Origin of the sequence: Pseudonocardia sp. (genome assembly GCF_035305885.1) — a bacterium.
Classification (GTDB): Bacteria; Actinomycetota; Actinomycetes; order Mycobacteriales; family Pseudonocardiaceae; genus Pseudonocardia.
Genome location: NZ_DATGOP010000128.1, coordinates 65,967 through 90,737 on the forward strand (window position 1 = coordinate 65,967; position 24,771 = coordinate 90,737).

28 protein-coding genes are annotated in these 24,771 nt (G+C 73.2%); 17 read left to right on the plus strand and 11 right to left on the minus strand.

What is annotated here, in order from left to right:
• Window positions 1-19 precede the first annotated feature (19 nt).
• Entirely contained in the window at window positions 20-1,309 is a 1,290-nt protein-coding gene (locus VKZ81_RS29240; RefSeq protein ID WP_324244949.1) for an FAD-dependent oxidoreductase, read from the minus strand.
• A gap of 148 nt (window positions 1,310-1,457) precedes the next feature.
• Here VKZ81_RS29240 and VKZ81_RS29245 point away from each other — a divergent pair, with 148 nt between their 5' ends.
• From VKZ81_RS29245 to VKZ81_RS29255, 3 genes are read left to right on the plus strand one after another with little or no spacing between them, the layout of a single operon-like run.
• The gene (locus VKZ81_RS29245; protein WP_324244950.1) at window positions 1,458-2,909 is read left to right on the plus strand and encodes an APC family permease; all 1,452 of its coding nucleotides are present in this window, start codon (window positions 1,458-1,460) and stop codon (window positions 2,907-2,909) included.
• A gap of 2 nt (window positions 2,910-2,911) precedes the next feature.
• The gene (locus VKZ81_RS29250; protein WP_324244951.1) at window positions 2,912-3,835 is read left to right on the plus strand and encodes a universal stress protein; all 924 of its coding nucleotides are present in this window, start codon (window positions 2,912-2,914) and stop codon (window positions 3,833-3,835) included.
• A 9-nt stretch (window positions 3,836-3,844) separates the two neighbouring features.
• Entirely contained in the window at window positions 3,845-4,324 is a 480-nt protein-coding gene (locus VKZ81_RS29255) for a peroxiredoxin (RefSeq protein WP_324244952.1), read from the plus strand.
• Window positions 4,325-4,337: 13 nt separating this feature from the next.
• On the opposite strand, the gene VKZ81_RS29260 is transcribed toward VKZ81_RS29255, so the two are convergent.
• Window positions 4,338-5,723: a DNA-binding protein gene (locus VKZ81_RS29260; protein ID WP_324244953.1), complete on the minus strand. Its 1,386-nt coding sequence runs from the start codon at window positions 5,721-5,723 to the stop codon at window positions 4,338-4,340.
• Window positions 5,724-5,967: 244 nt separating this feature from the next.
• Between VKZ81_RS29260 and VKZ81_RS29265 the strand changes: the two genes are divergently transcribed.
• From VKZ81_RS29265 to pqqE, 8 genes are read left to right on the plus strand one after another with little or no spacing between them, the layout of a single operon-like run.
• Window positions 5,968-7,074: an alcohol dehydrogenase catalytic domain-containing protein gene (locus tag VKZ81_RS29265; protein WP_324244954.1), complete on the plus strand. Its 1,107-nt coding sequence runs from the start codon at window positions 5,968-5,970 to the stop codon at window positions 7,072-7,074.
• Between the two features lie 54 nt (window positions 7,075-7,128).
• The gene (locus VKZ81_RS29270) at window positions 7,129-7,593 is read left to right on the plus strand and encodes an MSMEG_3727 family PQQ-associated protein (protein WP_324244955.1); all 465 of its coding nucleotides are present in this window, start codon (window positions 7,129-7,131) and stop codon (window positions 7,591-7,593) included.
• A 15-nt stretch (window positions 7,594-7,608) separates the two neighbouring features.
• Window positions 7,609-9,309, plus strand: a complete 1,701-nt coding sequence (locus VKZ81_RS29275) for a PQQ-dependent dehydrogenase, methanol/ethanol family (RefSeq protein WP_324244956.1) — start codon at window positions 7,609-7,611, stop codon at window positions 9,307-9,309.
• A gap of 43 nt (window positions 9,310-9,352) precedes the next feature.
• A complete protein-coding gene (gene pqqA, locus VKZ81_RS29280) occupies window positions 9,353-9,442 on the plus strand; it encodes a pyrroloquinoline quinone precursor peptide PqqA (RefSeq protein ID WP_324244957.1) in 90 nt (29 codons plus the stop codon).
• A 56-nt stretch (window positions 9,443-9,498) separates the two neighbouring features.
• The gene (pqqB, locus tag VKZ81_RS29285) at window positions 9,499-10,389 is read left to right on the plus strand and encodes a pyrroloquinoline quinone biosynthesis protein PqqB (RefSeq protein ID WP_324244958.1); all 891 of its coding nucleotides are present in this window, start codon (window positions 9,499-9,501) and stop codon (window positions 10,387-10,389) included.
• The gene (gene pqqC, locus VKZ81_RS29290; protein ID WP_324244959.1) at window positions 10,386-11,075 is read left to right on the plus strand and encodes a pyrroloquinoline-quinone synthase PqqC; all 690 of its coding nucleotides are present in this window, start codon (window positions 10,386-10,388) and stop codon (window positions 11,073-11,075) included. The genes pqqB and pqqC overlap by 4 nt, the downstream gene beginning before the upstream one ends.
• Window positions 11,059-11,346, plus strand: a complete 288-nt coding sequence (gene pqqD, locus VKZ81_RS29295) for a pyrroloquinoline quinone biosynthesis peptide chaperone PqqD (protein WP_324244960.1) — start codon at window positions 11,059-11,061, stop codon at window positions 11,344-11,346. Before pqqC ends, pqqD begins: the two co-directional genes overlap by 17 nt.
• Entirely contained in the window at window positions 11,336-12,472 is a 1,137-nt protein-coding gene (gene pqqE, locus VKZ81_RS29300; RefSeq protein ID WP_324244961.1) for a pyrroloquinoline quinone biosynthesis protein PqqE, read from the plus strand. The genes pqqD and pqqE overlap by 11 nt, the downstream gene beginning before the upstream one ends.
• A gap of 2 nt (window positions 12,473-12,474) precedes the next feature.
• Here pqqE and VKZ81_RS29305 read toward each other — a convergent pair whose 3' ends face one another.
• Window positions 12,475-13,203 carry an SDR family NAD(P)-dependent oxidoreductase gene (locus VKZ81_RS29305; protein WP_324244962.1) on the minus strand — a complete coding sequence of 243 codons (729 nt, stop codon included), beginning with the start codon at window positions 13,201-13,203 and terminating at the stop codon, window positions 12,475-12,477.
• A gap of 73 nt (window positions 13,204-13,276) precedes the next feature.
• Here VKZ81_RS29305 and VKZ81_RS29310 point away from each other — a divergent pair, with 73 nt between their 5' ends.
• Entirely contained in the window at window positions 13,277-13,768 is a 492-nt protein-coding gene (locus VKZ81_RS29310) for a MarR family winged helix-turn-helix transcriptional regulator (protein ID WP_324244963.1), read from the plus strand.
• Window positions 13,769-13,772: 4 nt separating this feature from the next.
• Here the strand turns inward: VKZ81_RS29310 and VKZ81_RS29315 are convergent, their stop codons facing one another.
• Window positions 13,773-14,741 (minus strand): alpha/beta fold hydrolase, encoded by a 969-nt coding sequence (locus tag VKZ81_RS29315; protein ID WP_324244964.1) that lies wholly within the window; start codon window positions 14,739-14,741, stop codon window positions 13,773-13,775.
• A gap of 35 nt (window positions 14,742-14,776) precedes the next feature.
• Between VKZ81_RS29315 and VKZ81_RS29320 the strand changes: the two genes are divergently transcribed.
• Window positions 14,777-15,196 carry a hypothetical protein gene (locus tag VKZ81_RS29320; protein ID WP_324244965.1) on the plus strand — a complete coding sequence of 140 codons (420 nt, stop codon included), beginning with the start codon at window positions 14,777-14,779 and terminating at the stop codon, window positions 15,194-15,196.
• Between the two features lie 51 nt (window positions 15,197-15,247).
• Window positions 15,248-15,439: a hypothetical protein gene (locus VKZ81_RS29325; protein ID WP_324244966.1), complete on the plus strand. Its 192-nt coding sequence runs from the start codon at window positions 15,248-15,250 to the stop codon at window positions 15,437-15,439.
• 75 nt (window positions 15,440-15,514) lie between these two features.
• Here the strand turns inward: VKZ81_RS29325 and glnA are convergent, their stop codons facing one another.
• Window positions 15,515-16,936: a type I glutamate--ammonia ligase gene (gene glnA / locus VKZ81_RS29330; RefSeq protein ID WP_324244967.1), complete on the minus strand. Its 1,422-nt coding sequence runs from the start codon at window positions 16,934-16,936 to the stop codon at window positions 15,515-15,517.
• Between the two features lie 158 nt (window positions 16,937-17,094).
• On the opposite strand from glnA, the gene VKZ81_RS29335 reads away from it, so the two are divergent.
• Window positions 17,095-17,556 (plus strand): RDD family protein, encoded by a 462-nt coding sequence (locus VKZ81_RS29335; RefSeq protein WP_324244968.1) that lies wholly within the window; start codon window positions 17,095-17,097, stop codon window positions 17,554-17,556.
• A gap of 45 nt (window positions 17,557-17,601) precedes the next feature.
• Here the strand turns inward: VKZ81_RS29335 and VKZ81_RS29340 are convergent, their stop codons facing one another.
• Together VKZ81_RS29340 and lipA are read right to left on the minus strand one after the other, a co-directional pair.
• Window positions 17,602-18,333 carry a DUF4191 domain-containing protein gene (locus VKZ81_RS29340; protein ID WP_324244969.1) on the minus strand — a complete coding sequence of 244 codons (732 nt, stop codon included), beginning with the start codon at window positions 18,331-18,333 and terminating at the stop codon, window positions 17,602-17,604.
• A gap of 33 nt (window positions 18,334-18,366) precedes the next feature.
• Complete coding sequence (lipA, locus tag VKZ81_RS29345; RefSeq protein ID WP_324244970.1) at window positions 18,367-19,368, minus strand: lipoyl synthase; 1,002 nt, start codon at window positions 19,366-19,368, stop codon at window positions 18,367-18,369.
• 78 nt (window positions 19,369-19,446) lie between these two features.
• Here lipA and VKZ81_RS29350 point away from each other — a divergent pair, with 78 nt between their 5' ends.
• The gene (locus tag VKZ81_RS29350; RefSeq protein WP_324244971.1) at window positions 19,447-20,385 is read left to right on the plus strand and encodes an LLM class F420-dependent oxidoreductase; all 939 of its coding nucleotides are present in this window, start codon (window positions 19,447-19,449) and stop codon (window positions 20,383-20,385) included.
• 4 nt (window positions 20,386-20,389) lie between these two features.
• Here VKZ81_RS29350 and VKZ81_RS29355 read toward each other — a convergent pair whose 3' ends face one another.
• Complete coding sequence (locus VKZ81_RS29355; RefSeq protein WP_324244972.1) at window positions 20,390-20,860, minus strand: ArsR/SmtB family transcription factor; 471 nt, start codon at window positions 20,858-20,860, stop codon at window positions 20,390-20,392.
• A 61-nt stretch (window positions 20,861-20,921) separates the two neighbouring features.
• On the opposite strand from VKZ81_RS29355, the gene VKZ81_RS29360 reads away from it, so the two are divergent.
• On the plus strand, window positions 20,922-21,116 hold the full coding sequence (locus tag VKZ81_RS29360) for a hypothetical protein (RefSeq protein WP_324244973.1): 195 nt from the start codon (window positions 20,922-20,924) through the stop codon (window positions 21,114-21,116).
• Here VKZ81_RS29360 and lipB read toward each other — a convergent pair.
• The 3 genes from lipB to sucB form a co-directional block, all read right to left on the minus strand.
• Window positions 21,113-21,853: a lipoyl(octanoyl) transferase LipB gene (lipB, locus tag VKZ81_RS29365; protein ID WP_324244974.1), complete on the minus strand. Its 741-nt coding sequence runs from the start codon at window positions 21,851-21,853 to the stop codon at window positions 21,113-21,115. The two genes, VKZ81_RS29360 and lipB, sit on opposite strands and share 4 nt — an antisense overlap.
• A 57-nt stretch (window positions 21,854-21,910) precedes the next feature.
• Complete coding sequence (locus VKZ81_RS29370; protein ID WP_324244975.1) at window positions 21,911-22,804, minus strand: TIGR01777 family oxidoreductase; 894 nt, start codon at window positions 22,802-22,804, stop codon at window positions 21,911-21,913.
• A gap of 85 nt (window positions 22,805-22,889) precedes the next feature.
• Window positions 22,890-24,761 carry a 2-oxoglutarate dehydrogenase, E2 component, dihydrolipoamide succinyltransferase gene (sucB, locus tag VKZ81_RS29375; RefSeq protein WP_324244976.1) on the minus strand — a complete coding sequence of 624 codons (1,872 nt, stop codon included), beginning with the start codon at window positions 24,759-24,761 and terminating at the stop codon, window positions 22,890-22,892.
• Window positions 24,762-24,771 lie beyond the last annotated feature (10 nt).

Sequence of the window (24,771 nt, forward strand, 5' to 3'; positions counted from 1 at the left end):
CCCGGAAGGGCTCGGGTGCTCAGCCCTCGAGGTTGGGGGCGATCCGGTCGGCCAGGGCGCCCAGGTCGACCTCGTGCACGCTGTCCTTGCCCACGAGGTCGAGCACGTGCGCGGCGGCGAACCCCTCGGCGCCGCACGGGCCCATGACCCGCACGCTCGACAGCGCCGCCGCGTCGCCGTCGATGCAGCGGCCCGCGACGAGGAGGTTGTGCACCAGCGGCGGGGTCATCGCGCGCAGCGGCACGTAGTGGACGTGGTCGGGGCCGAACGTCTCCCACACGTACCCCTCGGGGGCGTCGTGCAGCTCGATCGGCCACGCCGTGCGGGCGACGGCGTCGGGGAAGCGGGTGCCCGCCCGGACCTCGTCGACGGTGAGCTGGTGGGCCGCGGCGACCCACCGGGTCTGCCTGCGGCCGGGGAAGCCGTAGCTGCGCACCCGCGCCCGGCCGAACACCTCGGGGAACTCCGCGCGCAGCAGGGCGACGGCGCGGTCGGCCTGCTCCTTGCCGCGGATCTGCGCGTCGGCGGCGGCGATCGGGTCCAGCGGCGCCTCGATGTGGGTCATGTTGAGCACGGCGGTGCCGCGGCCCGGGAAGAAGAAGGCCAGCCCGTCGTGTCGCACCAGGCCGAACGCGGCGGCCTTCGCGCCGATCCGCGCGGCCAGCTCGCCGGGATCGGGGCGGCGGTCCTCGTCGACGTCCTCCACGACGACCTGCTGGCTGCCGTAGATCTCCCGCTCGGGCAGCCGGCACGGCAGCCCCGCCTCCCAGGCCAGCGCCGCGTCGCCGCTCGCGTCGACGAACCCGGTGGCGGTGACCTCGAGGTCGCCGTAGCGGGTGGCGAAGCGGACCGCGTCGATCCGGTCCGCCGAGCGGGTCACGCCGACGATCACCGCCCCCGTCACCGCCTGGATGCCGTGCTCCGCCACGGTCTGCTCGACCCACCGGCCCAGGCGCACCTCGTCGTAGCCCACGGTGATGGTGTGGCCGCGCCGGTAGAACAGGTCGCCGGTGGAGCCGAGGTCGGCGAAGATGTCGTCGAACAGCCCGTGGGTGAGCTGGCGGTAGTCCGGGGCGTTGCCGAAGACCCCGCAGAACAGCCCGATCAGCGAGTTGACCATCTGCCCGCCGAGCACCGGCAGCGCGTCGACCAGCACCACCGAGCGGCCCAGCCTGGCCGACTCGACCGCCGCGGACAGGCCCGCGATGCCCGCGCCGACGACGCAGACGTCGGCGCTGACCCGGTGCCTCGCGCTCCCCGGGGGCCGGGTGACCGTGCGGACCGGGAGGTCGGTGAGCGGGTGCGGCATGGGCCACACGGTAGGGATCACCGCCGTGGGTGCGGAAATAGCGATTCCGTCTGCCCGCCATCAGCCGGACGGATGGTCGCGGTTGCACGGCGGCAGGGCCGTGCCCCCGTTCGGGGGCTCGCGCGCGTCCCGCCCGACCTGGATCGTGGTGAGCCCGACCGAGGAGATGGCCATGGCCGCGTGGACCCAGCAGGCCCTGCGCCGCAAGCCGGTCGAGCTCATGGCGGCGGAGACCGGGCTCGACGGCCACGGCGGCGGGCAGCTCGCCCGCACCATCGGGCTGTTCCCGCTCACGATGATCGGGGTCGGCGCGACGATCGGGACGGGGATCTTCTTCATCCTGAGCGAGGCGGTCCCGGTCGCCGGGCCCGCGGTGGTCTGGTCGTTCGCCATCGCGGGTGCCGTCGCGGGCCTCACCGCGCTCTGCTACGCCGAGCTGGCCGGCGCGGTCCCCGTGTCCGGGTCGTCGTACTCCTACGCCTACGCGACGCTCGGGGAGGTCGTCGCCATGGGCGTGGCCGCCTGCCTGCTGCTCGAGTACGGCGTGTCCGGTGCGGCGGTGGCGGTGGGGTGGTCGCAGTACCTCAACCAGCTGCTCGACAACGTCCTCGGCGTCCGCATCCCGGACGTGCTGGCGCAGTCGCCGGAGGGCGGCGGGTTGATCAACCTGCCCGCCGTGGTGCTCATCGCGCTGTGCGCGCTGCTGCTCATCCGGGGGGCGAGCGAGTCGGCCACGGTCAACGCGATCATGGTGGTGATCAAGGTCGCCGTGCTGGTGATGTTCGTGATCATCGGCATCACCGGCTGGAACACCGACAACCTCGCCGACTTCGCGCCGTTCGGCCTCGCCGGCGTCACCGGGGCGGCCGGGATCATCTTCTTCGCCTACGTGGGCCTCGACGCCGTGTCGACGGCGGGGGAGGAGGTGAAGAACCCGCGCCGGAACATGCCGCTGGCGATCATGCTGGCCCTGGTCACCGTCACGACCGTCTACGTCGCGGTCGCGCTCGTCGCGGTCGCCGCCCAGCCGCAGGGCATGTTCGCCGGCCAGGAGGCGGGCCTCGCCGCGATCCTGCAGGACGTGGTCGGTGCCAGCTGGCCCGGCACGGTCCTCGCCGCCGGGGCCATCGTGTCGATCTTCAGCGTCACCCTCGTGGTGCTCTACGGCCAGACCCGCATCCTGTTCGCCATCGGCCGCGACGGGATGCTCCCGGCCTTCTTCGAGCGGGTCCACGCCCGCACCAGGACGCCGGTGAACAACACGGTGGTCGTCGCGGTCGCGATCGCGCTGCTCGCCGGGTTCCTGCCGATCGACTTCCTGGCTGAGATGACGAGCATCGGCACGCTCGTCGCCTTCCTCGTGGTGTCCATCGGCGTGATCGTCCTGCGCCGGACCGCGCCCGACCTGCCGCGCGGGTTCACCGTCCCCGGCTACCCGGTCACGCCGATCCTGTCGGTGCTCGGCTGCCTCTGGATCATCAAGGACCTGCGGCCGGTCACGATCGGGGTCTTCGCAGTCTGGGTCGTCGCCGTGCTCATCTGGTACTTCACCTACGGGATCCGGCACTCGCGGCTGCGCGAGCAGGCGGCGGGGGCCTAGCGATGACGATCCTCGTCGGCCTGCCCCGCGACGAGCGCGCGCGGACCGCGATCCACCTGGGGGTGATGCTCGCCCGCTCGCTCGACGAGGACCTCCTCGTGTGCACCGTGGTGCCGCCGCCGTGGCCGCCCGGGATGGCGCGGATCGACGCGGAGTACCAGGCCTACCTCGACCGCAGCGCGCAGGAGGCGATCGACGAGGCCCGCACGGTGGTGCCGGACGACAGGCCCGCCTCGTTCGCCGTCCGGAGGGCGGGGTCGACCGCGGCCGGCCTGCTGGACGTGGCCGCCGAGCACGGGGCCCGGCTGCTCGTGCTCGGCTCGTCCACCGCCGGGGTGCTCGGCCGCGTCGCGTTCGGCAGCGTCGCCGACCGGCTGCTGCACAGCTCGCCGATACCGGTGGTGCTCGGGCCCCGCGGGTTCCGCTGCCGCGACGGCGCCGTCGTCCGCCGGGTGACGGTCGCGTACGGCGCCACGGAGGGGGCCGACGAGCTCGTCGTCGCCGTCGCCGGGGTGGCCGCGCGGGCCGGGGCGGCGCTGCGGGTGGCGTCGTTCGCGGTGCGCCCGCGCCCCCCGCTCACCGCCGGGGTCGGCTCGCGGGCCGAGGACGCCGTGGCCGGCGCGTGGCTCGCGGACGTCGGGCGGGCCCAGCGGGCCGTCCTCGGCCAGGTCGAGCGCCTGCCGCAGCGCCCGCCCGAGATCACCGCGGCGGTGGGGCACGGCACCGACTGGGCGGCGGCGATCGAGGACATCGGCTGGACCGACGGCGACCTGCTCGCCGTCGGCTCCAGCACGGCGGGACCGCTCGAGCGGGTGTTCATCGGGTCGCGCTCGTCGCGGATCACCCGGCACGCGCCGGTGCCGGTCGTCGTGGTGCCGCGTGGCGCGGCTCACGCGCTCGCGGAGCGCGCGGAGCGACCGGCGTAGGTTGAGCGCATGACGATCTCCGTTGGTGACCGCATCCCCGACGCCGAGCTGCGCACGATGACCCCGGAGGGTCCGAAGGTCGTCAAGAGCGGGGAGGTGCTCGGCAGCGGCAAGGTCGTGCTGTTCGCCGTGCCGGGCGCGTTCACGCCCGGGTGCTCCAACGTCCACCTGCCCGGCTTCGTCGAGCGGGCGGGGGAGCTCAAGGCCAAGGGCGTCACGACGATCGCCTGCGTCGCGGTCAACGACCCGTTCGTGATGGACGCGTGGGGCAAGGCCCACGGCGTCGGCGACGACATCCTGCTGCTCTCCGACGGCAACTGCGAGTTCACCGCGGCCATGGGCCTGGAGATGGACGGCAGCGGCTTCGGGCTCGGGACGCGCTCGAAGCGCTACGCGGCGATCATCGAGGACGGCGTGGTGACCAGCCTCGACGTCGACGAGAAGGGCATCGAGCTGTCGACCTGCTCGAACGTGCTGCTCAAGCTCTGAGCGCGGGCGCGCTCTACAGGCCGAACGCCTGACGCAGCTGCGACGCGTGCCGGCGCGAGACCGGCACCGTCTCGCGCGTGCGGGCGTCGGTGGCCAGGAAGAGCGCGCCCTTGAACCCCTGCTCGACCTCCCGCACCCGCCCGAGGTTCACCAGGAACCGGCGGTGGACGCGCAGGAAGCCCTTGTCCTCGAGCTGCTGCTCGAGCCGGTCGAGCCCCCGCGTCGCGGCCACCATGCGCCCCTGGTCCGTGGTCAGCCACACGGTGTTGTGGTCGGCCTCCGCGTACCGGATCTCGCGGGGGTCGAGCAGCACCCAGCGGTCGTCGCGCATCCCGACGACCCGGTTCGGCAACGGGCCCGACGTCGTGGTGGGGACGAGGTAGCCCGCCGGCTGGTTGCAGCCGTGGTCGCCCTTGGCCGAGCCGAACGCGAGCAGCATGCCGATCAGCTGGCTCCCGGTGAACACCGGCCGGACCACCAGCGGGACGGTGAGGTCGAGGAACGGCACGTAGACCTGCGTCGACCCGGTCCAGTCGGGATCCTTGCGCGCCCGCTCGACCGCCCGCCGCACGAGCACCGGCAACGCCGGGACCTGCGGCTGGTAGCGGTGCGCGGGTGAGTAGGCGGGCTGGTCGGCGGGCGTGCCCAGCAGCACGGCGGCCTCGCTGTTGGCCAGCACGACGTTCCCGGCGAGGTCGACTGCGGCCAGGCCGGTCTCGGGCGCCACGCGCAGGTCGCGCAGCGCCGCCGCGAGCAGCACCCCGCCCTGGTGGGCCCGCTGCCGCAGCTTGGCCTCGGTGGACGCGGCGACCTTGCCCAGCCAGGGCACCACCTCCGGGGAGAGGTCGGACTTCCAGCAGGAGACGTTGAGCACCGCCAGCGGCTCCTGGGTGACGACGTCGCGGACCGCGACGCCCGCGCACACCCAGTTGTGGAAGCCCTGGCACCAGTGCTCGGGACCGCGCACCAGCACCGGGCGGTGGCTCTCCAGGGCGGTGCCCATGCCGTTGGTGCCGCTCGCCCACTCCGACCAGGTCGACCACGGGGCGAGGTTGCTGTCGGCGGCCTGGTGCAGGAGCCGCCTGCTGCCCCACGTCGCGAGGATCCGCCCCCCGCCGTCGGCCACCGTGACGATGCCGTCGAGGCCATCCACCTCGCGGGCCGCCGAGGCCGCCATCCCACCCAGCTCGGCGTACACGACGTCGTGGTCGATCGAGTGCGTGGTCACCTCGGCCGCGGGTGGTGCGCGGTCCAGGCGCGGGTCCACCTCGTACTCCTCGCGGCAGCGGTACCAGGACATGAGGATCTCGGGGCGCACCCCGTCGACCGACTCGGCCCCGGTGGCGAAGCGTTCCCAGGCCTGGGTGGTGGCCCGGAGGTCGTCCTCGGCGAGTGCCACGCCGCTCGTTGCGGCGAGCGCCCCGTTCGTTGGGCTCTTGGCGCCGTTCATCCCACCTCCCTGTCGGTGACCGACCAGGCGCTCCAGGATCGGAGATCACCAGGCGCACCGTGGGAGGCCGACCTGATGAACGCCGCCCGGATGCCCGCCGCCACACCGAGGCAGAACCCAGGCTAACGAGCGAGTGGCCTCGCTCACAGGTCTGAACGCACGAACGACGGCCACGACAGGGTGAGGGGTCCGTATGCGGGCAGTCGTGTACCGGAAACCCTTCGACGTCGCCGTCGAAGAGGTTCCGGACCCGCGCATCGAGCACCCGAACGACGTGGTCGTGCGCATCACGTCGACCGGCATCTCCGGTTCCGACCTGCACGTCTACGAGGGCCGCAGCCCGGCCGAGCCGGGCACCGTCTTCGGGCACGAGGTCGTCGGCGTCGTCGAGGACGTCGGCAGCGCCGTCACCGGCCTCGAGCTGGGCGACCGGGTGGTGGTGCCGTGCACGATCGCCTGCGGCTTCTGCAAGAACTGCGTCGCGGGCACGAGCGGGTTCTGCCTCACGACGAACCCGCACGGCGTCGCGCTCGGCGTGTGCGGCAACTCCGCGATCGGGCCGCACCCCGGCGGCCAGGCCGAGTACGTGCGGGTGCCGTACGCGGACTACAACTGCGTGCTCCTGCCGCGGGGGCTCGACCACGAGGCGGACTACGCGCTGCTCGCCGAGGTCTTCCCCACCGGCTACCACGGGTGCGAGCTCGCGGGTGTGTCGCCGGGCGAGACCGTCGCCGTGTTCGGCGCCGGACCGCTCGGGCTCATGGCGTCCTACTCCGCCCTGCTGCGCGGCGCCTCCCGGGTCCTCGTGCTCGACCGCGTCCCCGACCGGCTCACCGTGGCGGAGCGGATCGGCGCGGTCGGGATCGACATCGCCGACGGCGACCCGGTCGAGCAGGTCATGGACCTCACCGGCGGCGAGGGCGCCGACCGGGGGATCGACGGGACCGGCCACCGCCTCGCCGGAGGACCGACCACCAACGAGGCGCTGAACCTGCTCGTGCAGGTCGTGCGCCCCACGGGCACCATCGGCGTGCCCTGCCACTGCGCCCCACCGGACCTCGGCCGGTTGCCGCTGCCGTTCGACGTGCTGTTCGAGAAGGGCCTGCGCGTGGCGTGCGGGCAGGCGAGCGTCAAGCGCTACGACCGCCAGCTGCGCGACCTGATCACCCAGGGCAGGGCGAGCCCCGGGTTCCTCGTCTCCCACGAGCTTCCCCTCGCCAAGGCACCCGACGCCTACGACAGCGTCGAGCGGCAGGCCGAGGGCTACCTGAAGGTCCTGCTCAAACCCGAGGACCCATGACCGCCGCCGCGGCGAGCGACGTCGACGAAGTGTTCCTACGAGGAGGTGGAGCCGGTGACGAGTACAGCGCAGGAGCGATCAGCCCTGCTCAGCAAGCTCGGCCTGGACGGCCAGAACAAGGCCGCGCTGGGTCGGGTGCTGGCGACGGGAAACATCGCCCAGGCGACCGAGCGGTCCGACGGCACGATGGAGGCGACCGTCCGGATCAATCCCGACGAGCTGTGCTGGGACCCGTCGGTCCTGGTCATGCCGCACGGCGGTGATCTCGAGCTGACGCTCATCAACGACGACAGGAACACGCACTGCGCGCTCCTGCCCAGCAACGGCGACCGCAAGTTCATCTGGTTGGTCAACCACTCCAGGGGACGCGCGAAGCTCAACCTGGACGGTCCCGGCTACTACTGGTTCAGCTCGCCGACCGGCAACGACGAGGGGCGAGGGCTCACCGGGGCGATCGTCGTGCTCGGCGAGGTACCCCCGGAGGCCAAGCTCGACCGACCCGAGCAGCCGCGGCCGTAGGGAGGAGGACAGGACATGACGACAGCCGATTACGCCGACGCGGGCGAGGCCATCGACCAGGGCCTGCTCAACTACAAGACCCCCGGCGCCGATGTCGCCCCTCCCGTTGTGGAAGGGGTCACCTACGAGCGCATCCTGAGGGCCCGTGAGGACGAGCCGCACAACTGGCTCACCTACTACGGCGCCTACGACGGCAAGCGCTACAGCCCGCTCGACCAGATCAACACCGACAACGTCAAGCGCCTCACCCCGGCCTGGGTGTTCCAGGCCGGCACCACCGGCCTGATCGCGGGGGCGTCGACCTACTCGTTCGAGGCCACGCCGATCGTCGTCGACGGGGTCATGTTCTGCTCCGGCTGGGACGGCTGGATGTGGGCCATCGACGCGAAGACGGGCCGGGAGATCTGGCGCTACAAGCACGCCATCCCGTTCGACGTGTCCCTGTGCTGCGGGAACGTCAACCGCGGGGTCGCCGTGGCGAAGGGGAAGGTCTTCTTCGTCACCGCCAACGCCCACGTGCTGGCGCTGGACGCCACCAACGGCAGGAAGGTGTGGGACAAGACCTACGGGGATGTGCGGGCAGGCGAGAGCGCCACGGTCGCCCCGCTGGTCGTGAAGAACATGGTCATCGTCGGCAGCTCCGGCGGTGAGTTCGGGGTGCGCGGCCACATGGACGCGTTCGACGTCGACACCGGCGAGCACCATTGGCGCTGCTACATGGTGCCCAAGCCGGGTGAGCCGGGCTCGGAGACCTGGCCCGCCGACGGCGAGGCGTGGGCGCGCGGTGGCGCGAACTGCTGGCTGACCAGCACGTTCGACCCGGAGACGAACCTGCTGTACGTGGGCACCGGCAACCCGGCGCCCGACTTCGACGGCGAGGTGCGCCCCGGCGACAACCTCTTCACCGACAGCATCGTCGCCGTCGACGTCGACAGCGGGCAGATCCGCTGGCACTACCAGTGCACCCCGCACGACGTGTGGGACTACGACAGCATCTCCGAGTGCATCCTGTTCGAGTCGCAGGGGCGCAAGCTGCTCGGCCACTTCGACAAGAACGGGTACTTCTTCGTCCTCGACCGCACCAACGGCGAGCGGGTCAGCATCACCCCGTTCGTGGACCGCATCACCTGGGGTGCGATCACCCGCGACGGCCAGGTGACGCCGAAGATCTACCCGGACAAGGAGGGCGAGCCGGTCCACTTCTACCCGGGCCCGGCCGGGGCGAAGGAATGGACCCACGCGTCCTACAGCCCGAGGACGGAGCTGTTCTACGTGCCGGTGCAGGACACCGGGGCGACCGCGACGCGCCGCCGTCGCGAGTTCAAGGAGAGCATCCCGTACTGGGGCGCGGGCGTTCAGGTCGACATCGAGGACATGCGGGGGTCGATCAGCGCGTTCGACGCGAGCGGCGACGAGAAGTGGCGCTACCGCAACGACCTGCCGATGTGCGCGTCGACGCTCGCCACCGGCGGCGACCTCGTGTTCGCGGGCAAGCCGACCGGCGAGTTCGTGGCGCTCGACGCGCGCTCCGGCGAGGAGCTGTGGTCGTTCCAGTGCGGCAGCGGCCACCACAGCAGCCCCTCGACCTACAGCGTGGACGGGCGGCAGTACGTCGCCGTCCCCGTCGGCTGGGGCGGCTGGGCCGAGGGCTTCCTGCCCGGGATGCTCGGCGCCGGCCACGGCAGCGCGCTGATCGCCTTCGCACTCCCGGAGTGAGTCGGCGCCACCCGCGATCCAGCGACGGAAGGAGGTGACACCCGTGGAGCTCACCGAATGGGAGACCCCTGAGTTCGAAGAGTTCGCGTGCGCGCCCGAGGTGACGATGTACGTCGCCCGGATGGACGACTGACATCGGGCAACGGGGGGCGCCGTCCGCGGCGCCCCCCGGTGGGAGGGGAGCACGACGTGTGGATCCGCGTGCTGGGGTCGGCGGCGGGTGGCGGGTTCCCGCAGTGGAACTGCGACTGTCCGTGCTGCCGGGCGGTGCGGGACGGCAGCAGGCCGTGCCGGCCCCGCACGCAGTCGTCGGTGGCGGTGAGCGCCGACCGGCGGCACTGGTTCCTGCTCAACGCATCGCCCGACGTCCTGACCCAGATCGAGGCGTTCCCCGCGCTGCGCCCGCGCGCGGGGCGCACCACGCCGCTGCAGGGCGTGCTGCTCACCGACGCCGAGCTCGACCACACGCTGGGCCTGCTGCTCCTGCGGGAGGGCCGTGGCGTCGACGTGCACTGCACCGAGGCCGTGCGTTCCACGCTCGCCGACGGCACGGCGATCCTGCGCACGCTCGAGGCCTACTGCCCGGTGCGCTGGCACCCGGTGGTCCCCGACGCGGAGGCCACGCTGACCGACGGCCTGTCGTTCCGGGCCTTCGACGTGCCGACGAGCAAGCCGGCGCGGTTCGGCTCCAGCACCGAGAAGGGCCGGGTCGTCGGCTACCGACTGACCGACGAGCGCACCGGGCGGACGGCCGTCCACCTGCCGGTCGTGCAGGCCCTCACCCCCGTGCGCGACCAGCTGGAGGGCTGCTCCTGCCTGCTCGTCGACGGCACCTGCTGGAGCGACGACGAGCTGATCGCGCTCGGCCTGGCGCAGAAGACCTCGCGCGACATGGGGCACCTGCCCATCGACGGCCCCAGCGGGAGCCTCGTGCAGCTCGCCCCGCTGCCGATCCCGCGCAAGATCTACATCCACGTCAACAACACCAACCCGGTCCTCCTCGACGACTCGCGGGAGCGGCGCATCGTCGAGGACCACGGCATGGAGGTGGCCGTGGACGGCATGGAGATCCAGATATGACGGCAGCCCTCGCCGCCGACGAGTTCGTGGCCTCGCTGCGCGCCCAGTCCGAGCGATACCACTCGCTGCACCCGTTCCACCGGCGGATGAACGAGGGGTCGCTGCGCCCCGAGCAGCTGCGGGGCTGGGTGGCCAACCGCTTCTACTACCAGGCCAACATCCCGCGCAAGGACTCGGCGATCCTGTCCAACTGCCCGCTGCCGCACGTGCGCCGCCGCTGGATCCGCCGCATCGTCGACCACGACGGCGCGGCCGAGGGGGAGGGCGGGATCGAGGCCTGGCTGCGCCTCGCCGAGGCCGTCGGGCTCACCCGGGAGGAGGTCCTGGACGAACGGCACGTCGTGCCGGGCGTGCGGTTCGCCGTCGACGCCTACGTGACGTTCGCCCGCACCCGGCCGTGGGTCGAGGCGGTCGCGTCGTCGCTGACCGAGCTGTTCGCACCGGACCTCATGGCGCAGCGGCTCGCGGCGTTCGAGAAGCACTACACGTGGATCGACCCGTCCGGGCTCGCCTACTTCCGGGCGCGGCTCACCCAGGCGCCCCGTGACGCCGAGCACGCGCTGGAGATCGTGACCGAGCACTGCCGCACCCCGGCCGAGCAGGCCGCCGCGGTGGCCGCGCTCGCGTTCAAGAACGACGTCCTGTGGAGCGTGCTGGATGCCATCGACCGTGCCTACCCGGATTGACGCGGGCGACCGGCCGCGCCTGGCCCGCGGGGTCCGCCTCACCTTCGACCGGGCCAGGCAGCGGCACGTCCTGCTGTCACCGGAGACCGTCGTCGTGCTGAACGCGACCGGCACGGCGATCGTCGAGCTGTGCGACGGTGAGCGCACCGTGGCCGACATCGTGGCCGACCTGGGCTCCCGCTACTCGAAGGTCGTCGACGCCGACGTGCGGGAGTTCCTCGCGGGCCTGGTCGGCCGGCGCTGCGTGGAGGTCGAGCGCGATGACCGTTGACGGGCCGTTCGCCCTGCTCGCCGAGCTCACCTACGACTGCCCGCTGCACTGCGCGTACTGCTCCAACCCGATCGAGCTCGCCCACTACCGGGACGAGCTGTCCACCGGGGAGTGGCAGCGGGTGTTCACCGAGGCCCGCGACCTCGGCGCGCTGCAGCTGCACCTGTCCGGCGGTGAGCCGCTGCGCCGCCGCGACGTCGTCGAGCTGGTGCGGACCGGCCGCGATCTGGGGATGTACTCGAACCTCGTCACCAGCGGGCTCGGCCTCTCGGCCGCCCGCGCCGAGCAGCTGCGCGACGCCGGCCTCGACCACGTCCAGATCAGCGTGCAGGCCGACGAGCCGGTCCGGTCCGACGAGCTCGCCGGCACGCCCTCCTTCGAGCGCAAGCTCGCCGCGGCGCGCACGGTCAAGGAGATGGGCTGGCCGCTGACGGTGAACGTGGTGCTGCACCGGCAGAACCTCGACCGCATCCACGGGATACTCCGCCTCGTCGAGGAGATGGGCGCCGACCGCGTCGAGCTGGCCAACACCCAGTACTACGGGTGGGCGTGGCGCAACCGGGAGGCCCTCCTGCCGAGCCGGGCGCAGCTGGAGCGCGCCGAGGCGGTGGTGCGGGCCGCGCGGGAGCGCCTGCGGGATCGGATGCAGATCCTGTGGATCCTCCCCGACTACTACGAGCGCTACCCGAAGCCGTGCATGGGCGGGTGGGCGAGCCGCCAGCTCGTCGTCACGCCCAACGGCGACGCGCTGCCGTGCCTCGCCGCCCACGAGCTGCCCCTGCCCCGCGCGAACGTGCGCGAGCACGCGGTGAGGTGGATCTGGGAGTCCTCGCCGCTGTTCACCCGGTTCCGCGGAACCGACTGGATGCCCGAACCGTGCCGCAGCTGCGAGCGCCGCGAGGTCGACTTCGGCGGCTGCCGCTGCCAGGCGTTCCTGCTCACCGGCGACCCGGCGCACACCGACCCGGTCTGCCACCTCTCCCCGGACCACGGGCTCGTCGAGGCCGCGGTGCGCGCCGCCAACGATCCGGAGCGGCCGGGCGAGCTCGCGCTCACGCCCCGGCCGGATCCGCGGTCGGGGGCGCGGGGGGCGGTGGCGCCGGCTTCCGCAGAACCCGGCGCCTGACCTCACCGGCCGAGGTGCATGCCGCCGCTGACGTGCAGCACCTGGCCGGTGATGTGGGAGGCCCGCGGTGAGGCCACGAACGCGACGAGGGCGGCGACCTCCTCGGCCCGGCCGAGCCTGCCGTCGGCGCTGCGGCTCTCGGCGAACGCGCGCCGCGCGGGAGGGAAGTCGGCACCGCCGAAGAAGCCGGTGCCCTCGGTCGGGCCGGGGGAGACGACGTTCGCCGTGATGCCCCGCTTCCCGAGCTGGAACGCCAGCTCGCTGGTCCAGGGTTCGAGGGCGGCCTTGACGGCGCCGTAGCTGCCGCCGCCCGCGCGCGCGGTCACCGAGCCGAGGTTGACGATCCGGCCGCCGTCGGCGATCCGCGGCAGCAGGGCGGTCGTCACGAGCACCGCGGTGAGCACGTTCGCCTCGAAGTTGGCCAGCCACGATGCGCGGGTCGCTTCGAGCTCGTCCGCCGGCCGGTCGGCCGCTCCCAGGTCGGTGTTGGCGCCCGCGGCGTTGACCAGCACGTCGACGCGTTCGGGCAGCCGCGGCAGCGCGGCCGCGACGGCGGCGGGGTCGGCGGCGTCGAACGGCACCGCCTCCGCGCCGATCTCGGCCGCCGTCGCCGCGAGGACGTCGCGCCTGCGCCCGACGATCGTGACCGCGGCGCCGTCCTTGACGAGCTCGGCGGCGACCGCGCGCCCGATCCCCGTCGCACCGCCGGTCACCACTGCGGTCCGTGCCATGACGTCTCCTCTTTAGGTCTAAAGACTGGGACGCCACGACGGTAGCAAAGTCTTTAGAGCTAAAGTTCGTGGCGTGGGCCACGACGAGCGCGACGCGGTGGACGAGATCGCCGACCAGTGGGCGCGCGAGCGCCCGGACGTGCCCACGTCGGCGATCGGGGTGGTGGCGCGCGTCCTGCGCATCGCGAAGGCATTCGCCGACCACCGCAGGCGCACCCTCGCGGCGCTCGGCATCGACAGCGCCACGTTCGACCTGCTCGCCACGCTGCGTCGGACGGGGGCGCCGTTCCGGTTGAGCCCGGCCGAGCTCGCGCAGGCGTGCCTCGTCACGGGCGGCGCGATCAGCCAGCGGGTGGCCCGGGCCGAGGCCGCCGGGTTCGTGCAGACCCGGCGCACCTCGGGCGGGCACACCACGGCCGTCGAGCTCACGCCCGCGGGCCGGGAGCGGATCGACCGCGACATCGCCGAGTTCCTCGCGGCCGAGGAGCGGCTCGTCGCCCACCTGTCGCCGGGCGACCGCGCCGAGCTCGCCCGGCTGCTGCGGGCGCTCGGCGCCGGTCTCTAGGCCGTCAGTCGACGCTGCGGGCGAACTCCACGATCGCGGCGCTGACCTCCTCGGGGCGTTCCTGCTGGGTCCAGTGGCCGCAGTCCGGCAGGATCGTGGCGCCGCGCAGGTCCGGGAGACCGGCGCGCAGCGCGTCGAGGAGCGCGTCGCGGGGGATGCCGGCGATCACGAGGTCGTGCTCGCCCGCGAGGAACAGGGCGGGCCGGGTGATCGGCGTCTCGTACCACGCGCCGGTGAGCTCCCAGTTGCGGTCGAGGTTGCGGTACCAGTTGAGCCCGCCGGTGAACCCGCGGTCGCGGTACTCGTCGACGTAGGTGTCGATGTCCTGCTCGGTCAGCCAGGCCGGGAGGGCATCCGGCTCCGGCAGGAAGCCGAGGAAACCGCCGCCGGGTTCGACGACGGGCCGCGGCGGGGCGGTGCCGCCCGACGTGGCCGCGAGCAGCCGCCGGAACGTGGTGCGGGGGTCGGCCGCCAGCTCGGCGTCGGCGACCCCGGGGGTCTGGAAGTACAGCATGTAGTAGCCGGGGCCGAAGCGGCTGGCGAACACCTCGGTGGGGCGCGCCGGGCCGCGGGGGCGGGGCGGCACCGACAGGCCGACGACCCCGCGCACGCGGTCGGGCCGCAGCAGCGCGGTGTGCCAGGCGACGGGGGCGCCCCAGTCGTGCCCGACGACGATCGCCCGCTCGGCCCCGAGGGCGTCCAGCAGTCCGACCACGTCGCCCACCAGGTGGAGGATCGTGTAGTCCTCGATCGCGGCGGGCGCGTCGGTGCGCGCGTAGCCGCGCTGGTCGGGGGCCACCGCGTGGAAGCCGGCCGATGCGAGGGCCCCCAGTTGGTGGCGCCACGAGTACCAGCACTCGGGGAACCCGTGCAGCAGCAGCACGACGGGCCCGTCGTCCGGACCGGCCTCGGCCACGTGCATCCGCAGGCCGTGCGCGTCGACGAACCGATGCCTGATCGCGGTGGCGTCCATGGTGGACGAACCTAGAGCGGCGCTAGCGTGAGCGGGTGGACGCCACACCGGGAGCGCCGCGGGTCCTGATCATCGGCCTCGACCCCTACCGCGTGCCGGGGCCGTGGGACCCCGCCCCGGTGGCCCGGGCGATCGACGCCGAGATGGCGCGGTTCGCCGACGCCGGCATCGCGGCCGAGAGCTGCCTGGTCGGCCTCGACGGGAGCGACGACGTCGCGGCGGTCGTCGCCGCGGCGCTCGACCGCGGGCCGTGGGACGTGGTGCTGGTCGGCGGCGGCATACGCAAGGACGAGGACCAGCTGGAGCTGTTCGAGGACGTCGTCAACCTCGTGCACCGCCGCGTCCCCGGCGCCGCGATCGCCTTCAACAGCACGCCGGGGGACACCTTCGCCGCCGTACAGCGCGGGCTCGACCGGTCAGGAATCGTGAAGCGCAGGTCGACCGCGTGGCCCTAGCGTGGCTCGTGGTGCGGGGCGGTCGCACGCAACCGACCCGCTGGAGCGACCGTGGCTGTGCAGGTGAGCGTCATCCTGCGCGGCGTCTCGGACGGCGACCGCGCCGGGAAGTTCTCCGTGGACGGCCTCGGCTGCGTGGTCGAGCAGGACTATCCCGGTTTCGTGTCCGGTGCACGTTCGGCGACGGACGGCTACTCCAGCGACCCCGACGGCTACCTGTGGAAGGTGACGACCTCGGCGTGACCGGGCGCGAACACGCCGAAGGCCCGGCCCCGGACCGTCCGAGGACGGAACCGGAGCCGGGCCTCCACCCGACGATCAGACGTCGTAGTAGAGCGCGAACTCGTACGGGTGCGGGCGCAGCCGCAGCGGGTCGATCTCGTTCTCCCGCTTGTAGGAGATCCACGTCTCGATCAGGTCGGGGGTGAACACGCCACCCTCGAGCAGGTAGTCGTGGTCGGCCTCGAGCCGGTCGATGACCTCGGAGAGGCTGGAGGGCACCTGCGGGATGTCCTTGGCCTCCTCCGGCGGCAGCTCGTAGAGGTCCTTGTCGACCGGGGCCGGCGGCTCGATCTTGTTCTTGATCCCGTCGAGGCCGGCCATGACCATCGCGGAGAACGCGAGGTACGGGTTGCCGGACGAGTCGGGGCAGCGGAACTCGATGCGCTTGGCCTTCGGGCTGCTGCCGGAGATCGGCACCCGGATGCAGGCCGAGCGGTTGCGGGCCGAGTAGACCAGGTTCACCGGGGCCTCGAAGCCCGGCACCAGGCGGTGGTAGGAGTTCACCGTCGGGTTGGTGAAGGCCAGCAGGCTCGGCGCGTGGTGCAGCAGGCCGCCGATGTAGTAGCGGGCGGTGTCGGACAGGCCGCCGTAGCCGGACTCGTCGTGGAAGAGCGGCTCCCCGTCCTTCCACAGCGACTGGTGCACGTGCATGCCCGAGCCGTTGTCGCCGAACAGCGGCTTCGGCATGAACGTCGCGGTCTTGCCGTGCTCCCACGCCGTGTTCTTGACGATGTACTTGAACAGCATGATGTCGTCGGCGGCGTGGAGCAGGGTGTTGAACTTGTAGTTGATCTCCGCCTGGCCCGCGGTGCCGACCTCGTGGTGCTCCCGCTCGACGGTGAAGCCCATCCTGGTCATGTTGGTGACGATGTCGGCGCGCAGGTCGGCGTAGTGGTCGACCGGCGGCACCGGGAAGTAGCCACCCTTGTAGTTGACCTTGTAGCCGAGGTTGCCACCCGGCTCCTCGCGGCCGGTGTTCCACCAGCCCTCGACGGAGTCGATGTGGTGGAAGGTCTCCTGCGGGTTGGAGCCGAAGCGGATCGAGTCGAAGATGTAGAACTCGGCCTCGGGTCCCACGTAGGCGGTGTCGGCGATGCCGGAGGCGCGCAGGTACTGCTCGGCCTTGCGGGCGACGTTGCGCGGGTCGCGGCTGTAGGGCTCACCCGTGATCGGGTCGTGCACGAAGAAGTTGATGTTCAACGTCTTGTGCTTGCGGAACGGGTCGAGCCGGGCGGTCGCCGGGTCCGGGAACAGCGCCATGTCGGACTCGTTGATGGCCTGGAAGCCGCGCACGGACGATCCGTCGAAGGCCACGCCGTTCTCGAGCATGTCAGCGGCGTTGGCGACGGGGACGGTGAGGTGCTGCATCACTCCAGGGAGGTCGCAGAACCTGATGTCGATGTACTCGACACCCTCGTCCGAGATGTACTTCAGGACCTCTTCGGAGTTGCTGAACACCCAGGTACTCCTTCATGACATGCCTGGTGGGGCCGTTCTGGCTTCGTCGACGGCGAACCTATGGGGGCGTTGTTGCCCAGCGGTCACTCGTTCGTTTCGCAGACGTTAACGGCGTCGCCGGCCGCACGGGTCCTCGTCACACCGCATAGGCTGGGCCTATGGCCCGCTGGATCGAGTCCTGGCTGCCCGGCGCCGCGGCGCAGGAGGGCGGGCGGTACCCGGGGGAGCGGCTGGGGCTGCCGGCCGAGGGAGCCAGCTCGGTGGCGGGGATGGGCCGCCGGTTCGCGGCGCTCGCCGTCGACTGGCTGCTGGCGTACGGGATCGCGGCGCTGGTCACCGGGCCGAACGCGCTCGGCGACCCCGACCTCGGCTGGTGGGTGCTCGGGGTCTGGTACCTGCTCACGGCGGTGCCGGTGGCCGTGTTCGGCGCCAGCGCGGGGATGACGGCGCTCGGCATCCGGGTGGCGTCGCTGGACTCCGCCGCGGTGATCGGGGTGCCCCGTGCGCTGCTGCGGACGGCCCTCATCGCGCTCGTGCTGCCCGCGCTGGCCCGGGACGAGGACGGCCGCGGCTGGCACGACCGCGCGACCCGCACGGTCGTGGTCCGCAGCCGCGCCTAGCGCGGCACCGGGCACCGGACAGCGGATCGTCAGCGGAGCGGACCGTCAGCGGCGGCGGACGGTGCGCTGGACGCTGCGCATCTTCGCGCCGGTGGGCAGGGGGCCCTTCGGCATGGCCGCGGCGCGGTTGCCGAGCGCGGACAGGCGCGTCTCCAGCTGGTCCATCTCCTGGCGGCTGATGTTGCGCGGCAGCTTCATGAGGTAGCGCTGCAGCTTGTGCAGCGGCACCTGGCCCTCGTCGTTGCCGACGATCACGTCGTAGATCGGCGTGGTGCCCGCGACGCGCGCGGTGCGCTTCTTCTCCTGCGCGAGCAGGCCGCGCACCCGGTGCGGGGCGCCCTCGGCGACGAGGATGATGCCCGGCCGGCCGATGACCCGGTGGACGGCGTCGAGGTGGGTGGTGCCCGCGACGCCGGGGGTGACCCGCCACTGGCCGCGCAGGTTGTCCAGCGCCCAGCCGGCGGCGCCCGGTTGCCCCTCGGCCTTGCTGAAGACGTTGCGCTGGACGCGCCGCCCGAAGATGCTGACCGCCACCAGCACGCCGACGGCGATGCCGAGCGGCAGCAGGATCCAGTGCAGGTCGAAGATCAGCCCGATCCCGAAGAAGACCGCGATCGACACCAGCAGCGCGCCGATCATCAGCGGCAGCAGCGCCTTGTCCTCGCGGCGCTGCATCTGGAACGCCTGCCAGATCTGCTTGTAGCGCGCCCTGGACGCCTCGCGCCGCGCGCGCTTGGCGGCCTTCTTCGCTTCCTTGTCGGGCTTCCCACCGGCCATGGCGTCGAGGATACGGGGTGGGAGCCGGACGGCTCAGCGCGCCAGCAGCGAGCTCGCCTCCTGCGCGGCCGGGCCCTCCGCCGCGAGGTGGGCGAGCTGGGGCGGCAGCTCCTCGCCGCGGTGGGCGATGGTCTGCGCGTAGAGCCGCCCCGCCCGGTAGGACGAGCGCACGAGCGGCCCCGCCATCACGCCCGCGAAGCCCATCTCCTCGGCCGCCTTGGCGTGCTCGACGAACTCCTCCGGCTTGACCCAGCGCTCGACGGGGTGGTGGCGCACCGACGGGCGCAGGTACTGGGTGATCGTGACGATCTCGCAGCCGGCGTCGTGCAGGTCGCGCAGCGCGGCGGTGACCTCGTCGGGCGTCTCGCCCATGCCGAGGATGAGGTTGGACTTGGTGACCAGGCCTGCGGCCCGCGCCTTGGTGATCACCTCGAGCGAGCGCTCGTAGCGGAACGCGGGGCGGATCCGTTTGAAGATCCGCGGCACGGTCTCCAGGTTGTGCGCGAGCACCTCGGGCCGGGAGCCGAACACCTCGGCCAGCTGGTCGTCGCGGGAGTTGAAGTCGGGGATCAGGAGCTCGACGCCGGTGCCCGGGTTGAGCGCGTGGATCTGGCGCACGGTCTCGGCGTACAGCCATGCCCCGCCGTCGGGCAGGTCGTCGCGGGCCACCCCGGTGACCGTGGAGTAGCGCAGCCCCATGGCGCGCACCGACTCGGCGACGCGGCGCGGCTCGTCGCGGTCGAGCTCGGCCGGCTTGCCGGTGTCGATTTGGCAGAAGTCGCAGCGGCGGGTGCACTGCTCACCGCCGATGAGGAAGGTCGCCTCCCGGTCCTCCCAGCACTCGTAGATGTTGGGGCAGCCGGCCTCCTCGCACACCGTGTGCAGCCCGCCCGAGCGCACCAGCGACTTGAGCTCGGTGTACTGCGGGCCGGTGCGGGCCTTCGTGCGGATCCAGGACGGCTTGCGCTCGATCGGGGTCTGGCTGTTGCGGACCTCGAGGCGCAGGAGCTTGCGGCCCTCCGGTGCGATCGTCACGGCCCCAGGCTACGCCCCGTCGGCGAGGGGCTCAGGGGTTGCACCGCAGCTGCACGCCGGGCGGCGTAGGTTCGCGGCGTGGACCTGAGGATCTTCATCGAGCCCCAGCAGGGGGCCAGCTACGACGACCAGCTGCGCGTCGCGACGACCGCCGAGGCGGCGGGCTACGACGCGTTCTTCCGGTCCGACCACTTCCTGGCGATGGGCGGGGCGTCCGGTGAGCCCGGACCGACGGACTCGTGGCTGACGATCGCCGGGCTGGCGCGCGAGACGTCGCGGATCCGGTTGGGCACGCTCGTGAACTCGGCCACGTTCCGGCTGCCGGGGCCGCTCGCCATCGCGGTGGCCCAGGCCGACCAGATGTCCGGTGGCCGGGTGGAGCTGGGGCTGGGCGCCGGGTGGTTCGAGGCGGAGCACGCCGCTTACGGCATCCCGTTCCCCGACGTGCGCGAGCGGTTCGACCGGCTCACCGAGCAGCTCGAGATCGTCACCGGGCTGTGGAGCACGCCGCCGGGGGAGCGGTACTCGTTCGCCGGGCAGCACTACACCGTCACCGACTCGCCCGCCCTGCCCAAGCCGGTGCAGCGGCCGCACCCGCCGGTGATCGTCGGTGGGCACGGCAAGAAGCGCACGCCCGAGCTCGCGGCCCGCTTCGCCGCCGAGTTCAACGTGGGCTTCTCGCCGATGGACGTGGTGGCGGCGCAGTTCGCGCGCGTCGACGCCGCGTGCCACGCGATCGGCCGCGACCCGGCCGAGGTCGTCCGCTCGGTCGCGCTCGTGATCGCCGTCGGCCGCGACGACGCCGAGGTGGCCCGCCGGGCGGGCGCGATCGGCCGCGAGGTCGACGAGCTGCGCGCCAACGGGATCGCGGGCACCACGGCCGAGGTCGTCGACCGGCTGGGGGAGTGGCGGGAGAAGACCGGTATCACCCGGATCTACCTCCAGCTGCTCGACCTCACCGACCTCGACCAGGTCGAGCTGATCGCCTCGGACGTGGTGCCCCAGCTGGATCGATGACCGGCTAGCGCAGCTGGCCCGCCACGTCGGACGCGGCGGTGAGCAGCACCAGCGCGGGCACGACGGCGCGGGCGTCCACCCGGTACGACCCGCGGCCGTCCTGCTCGACCAGCCCGCAGTGGGTGAGCGCGCGCAGGTGGTGGTAGAGCTGGCCGGTCGAGGCCAGCCCTGCCGCCTCCTGCAGCGCGGAGGTGCCGCTCGGCCCGCGGGCCAGCAGGAGGCGCACGAGCCGCGCGCGGACCGGGTGGCCGAGCGCGGCCAGCACGGCCACGCGCGGCTCGTCGGGCAGGTCGAGCGCCGCGGCGGGGTCGACGGCGATCTCCCACGTCACGTCGCCGTGCAGGTGCACGTCGCCGGCGTAGCGGACCGTGCCCGCTCCCCGGCCGGCGGGGGCCGGGGCCTTCCCCCCTTCCAACGCCGCGACCCGGCGCTCGAGGTCGGCCAGCCGCTCCAGCACGCCCAGCTCGTCGGTCATGCGATCAGCATGCCAGGTCTGCAGATTTTCCGTAATTACGGAAATCCGGTACCGTGGCGGGATGGCGAACACCAGGTGGATCGACGCGAGCTCGATGGCGATCGGGCTGCCGATCGGGGTCGCGATCGGCCTCCTGCTCGGCAACGTCGCCTTCGGCATCCCGATCGGGCTGATCTTCGCGATGGCGCTCGCGTGGGAGAAGGGCAGCGGCCCGGCCCGCGAGGACGGCGCCCCGGAGGACGACCGCGGCGCCTAGTGCAGGGCCGGGTGCAGGCGCAGGTCCAGCCCGGCCGGCGCGGCCCGCCGCGGGACGGGGTGCTCGACCACCGGCAGGGCGCCGTCGAGCACCGCCTCGACGGTCTCGGCCACGGCGTCGATGACCTCCGCCACCGGCACCGAGCGGCCCAGCTCGGCCGCGAGCGACGTGACGCCCGCGTCCTTGATGCCGCACGGCACGATCCGGTCGAACGCGGTGAGGTCCGGCTCGCAGTTGAGGGCGAACCCGTGCAGGGTCACCCCGCCCTGCACCCGCACGCCGATGGCGGCGATCTTGCGTTCGGGGCGGTGGTCGTCGGCGGGCAGCCACACGCCGCTTCGCCCCTCGACACGGCCCGCGGTCGGGATCCCGGCGTCGTGCACGACGCGGATGAGGGCCTCCTCGAGGCGCCGCACGAAGTCGACGACGTCCAGCGGCTCGGCCAGCCCGATGATCGGGTAGCCGACCAGCTGGCCCGGCCCGTGCCAGGTGATCCGGCCGCCGCGGTCGACGTCCACCACCGGGGTGCCGTCGGTGGGCCGGTCCTCGGGCTGGGTGCGCTTGCCCGCGGTGTAGACGGAGGGGTGCTCCAGGAGCATCAGCACGTCCGGGCCGGCGCCGGCGCGGCGGGCGTCGGCGTTGGCGCGCTGGACGTCCCAGGCGGTGAGGTACTCGACGGTGCCGAGACGGTCGATCCGCAGGGGCTCGGTGCTGGCGCGGCAGGAGCGGGTCACCATGCCGTTCACGCTACCTCGGCCGGGGCGCGGGTCGGAGCGCCCGAACCACCGCACGTCTCAGGGGCGCTCGACGGCCGCCTGGAGCGCGTCGCGGATGGTGGTGTGCCGGAAGGGGTAGCCGTGCTTCTGCAGCACGGCGGGGACCGCGTACGGCCCGGTGAGCACGAGCTCCTCGGCGAGCTGCCCGAGCACCTTGCGCAGCACGGCCGCGGGCACCACGAACGGCGCGGGGCGGTGCAGCACCTCGGCGAGCGCAGAGGTGAACTGGGCGTTCGACGCCGGCTCGGGGCCCGCGAGGTTCACCGGCCCGGCGACCGCGTCGTTCTCGAGCAGGAACCGCATCGCCCCGACCTCGTCATCGAGCGAGATCCACGGGAACGCCTGTTCGCCGGAGCCGATGCGGCCGCCGAGCATCAGGGAGAACAGCGGGCGCAGCCTGCCCAGCAGCCCGCCGTGCGGGGCGAGCACGCCGGCCGAGCGCATCAGCACGACGCGGGCGCCGGCCTCGGCGGCGGGGGCGGTGGCCGCCTCCCAGTCGCGGCAGACCTCGGCGAGGAAGCCGGTGCCCGCCGGGGCGGTCTCGTCCACGACGCGGGTGCCGGTGTCGCCGTAGAAGTGGATGCCCGACGCGCTGAGCAGCGTGGGGATCCCGTGCCGCGCGACCGCGGTCGCCAGCACCTCGGTGGGCACGTTGCGGCTGTCGCGCAGCAGCTGCTTGCGGGCCCCGCTCCACGGCCGGTCCCCGATGCCCGCACCACCGAGGTTGATCACGGCGTCGACGGCGTCGAACGTCCCGTCGTCGATGCGCCCGGCGGGCGGGTCCCAGCCGCGTTCGTCGGGGGCGGCGGGCGCTCGCCGCACGAGCCGCAGGACCTCGTGGCCCGCGTGCCGCAGGTCGGCGACGAGGGCGGTACCGATCAGGCCGGACGAGCCGGCGACGACGACGCGCACAGGTCAGATCTTCTCCGAACCGGGCCCGTCCCGCGAGTCCGGGCCCGGGTGGGTGCGGACGCCGCCCGCACCCACCCGCGGCGGACTACAGGCCCAGGTCGGCCTCGAAGGCGCCTTCCTCGAGCCGGGCCTTGATCGCGCTCACGAACCGGCCGGCGTCGGCGCCGTCGATGATCCGGTGGTCGTAGGTGAGCGGCAGGTAGCAGACCGAGCGGATGGCGATCACGTCGTCCCCGTCGGGGCCGGTGACCACCGTGGGCTGCTTGGTGATCTTGCCGGTGCCGAGGATGGCGACCTGCGGCTGGTTGATGATCGGCGTGTCGAACAGCGCGCCGGCGCTGCCGATGTTGGTGATCGTGAACGTGCCGCCGGACAGCTCGTCCGGGCCGATCTTGTTGTCCCGCGTGCGCTGCGCGACGTCGGCGATGCGGCGGGCGAGGCCCGCGATGTTCAGGTCCTCGGCGTTCTTGATCACCGGCACGACCAGGCCGCGCGGGGTGTCCACGGCGATCGCCAGGTGCACGGCGCCGTGGTAGGTGACCTCCTTGGTCTCCTCGTTGATCGACGCGTTGACCTGCGGGAACGCCTTGAGGGCCTCGATGGTGGCCTTCGCGAAGAACGGCAGGAACGTGAGCTTCACGCCCTCGCGCCGCTCGAACTCGGCCTTGGCGCGGGCCCGCAGCGCGGCGATCCGCGTGACGTCGACCTCCTGCACCGTGGTGAGCTGCGCGGAGATCCGCAGCGACTCGGTCATGCGCTGGGCGATGACCTGGCGCAGGCGCGGCATCTTCACCGTGGTGCCCGGCTCCGGGGCGCCCGGAGCCGGCCGCGGCACCGCCTGCGGGGCGGCGGGAGCCGACGCCGCCGCCGGGGCCGCCGCCGGGGCGGCCGCAGCCGGGGCCTCGGCGGGCGCCGCGGCGGGCGCCGAGGCGGCCTTCTTCGCCTCGGCCGCGGCCAGCACGTCCTGCTTGCGGATGCGGCCGCCGACGCCGGTGCCCTTGATCGTCGACAGGTCCACGCCGTGCTCGGCGGCGAGCTTGCGCACCAGCGGCGTGACGTACGGGGCACGGGTGCCGTCCTCCCCGCCCGCGGGCTGTGCCGCTGCGGGCTGTGCCGCTGCCGGCTGTGCCGCTGCGGGCTGGGGGGCCGGCTCGGGCTCCGGCTGTGGGGCGGGCTCCGGGGCCGGTGCGGCGGCGGCCGGCGCCGCGGCGCCGTCGCCGGACGGCTCCTCCTTCGCCTCCGGCTGCGGGGCCGGCTCGGGCGCCGGGGCGGGGGCCTGGGCCTGGCCGCCGCCCGCCGACGGCTCGCCGATGACGGCGAGCTGCGCGCCCACGTCGACCGTCTCGTCCTCGTTCACCGAGATCTCGAGCAGGGTGCCGGCCACGGGGGAGGGGATCTCGGTGTCGACCTTGTCGGTGGACACCTCGAGCAGCGGCTCGTCGACCTCGACCCGGTCGCCGACCTGCTTGAGCCAGCGGGTGACGGTGCCCTCGGTGACGCTCTCGCCGAGCTCGGGCATCCGCACCGGGGTGCCCTGGGCGGCGGGTGCGGCGGCGGCCTGAGGCGCCTCGGCGGGCTCCTCCGCGGCCGGAGCCGCGGCGGGCTCGGGCGCGGGCTCGGGCTCGGCCGCGGCGACCTCCTCCGCGGGTTCGGCGGTGGGCTCGGCGGTGGGCTCGGCGGTCCGGGTGTCGCCGCCGGAACCGCCGCCCTCCACCTCGTCGGCGTCGGCGATCACGGCCAGCTCGGCGCCCACCTCGACGGTCTCGTCCTCGGCCGCGACGATCCGCTGCAGGATGCCTGCGGCGGGCGAGGGGATCTCGGTGTCGACCTTGTCGGTGGACACCTCGAGCAGCGGCTCGTCGACTTCGACCCGGTCGCCCTCCTGCTTGAGCCACCGGGTGACGGTGCCCTCGGTGACACTCTCACCGAGGGCGGGCATCTGGACGGAGAAGGCCATTTCGGGTCGG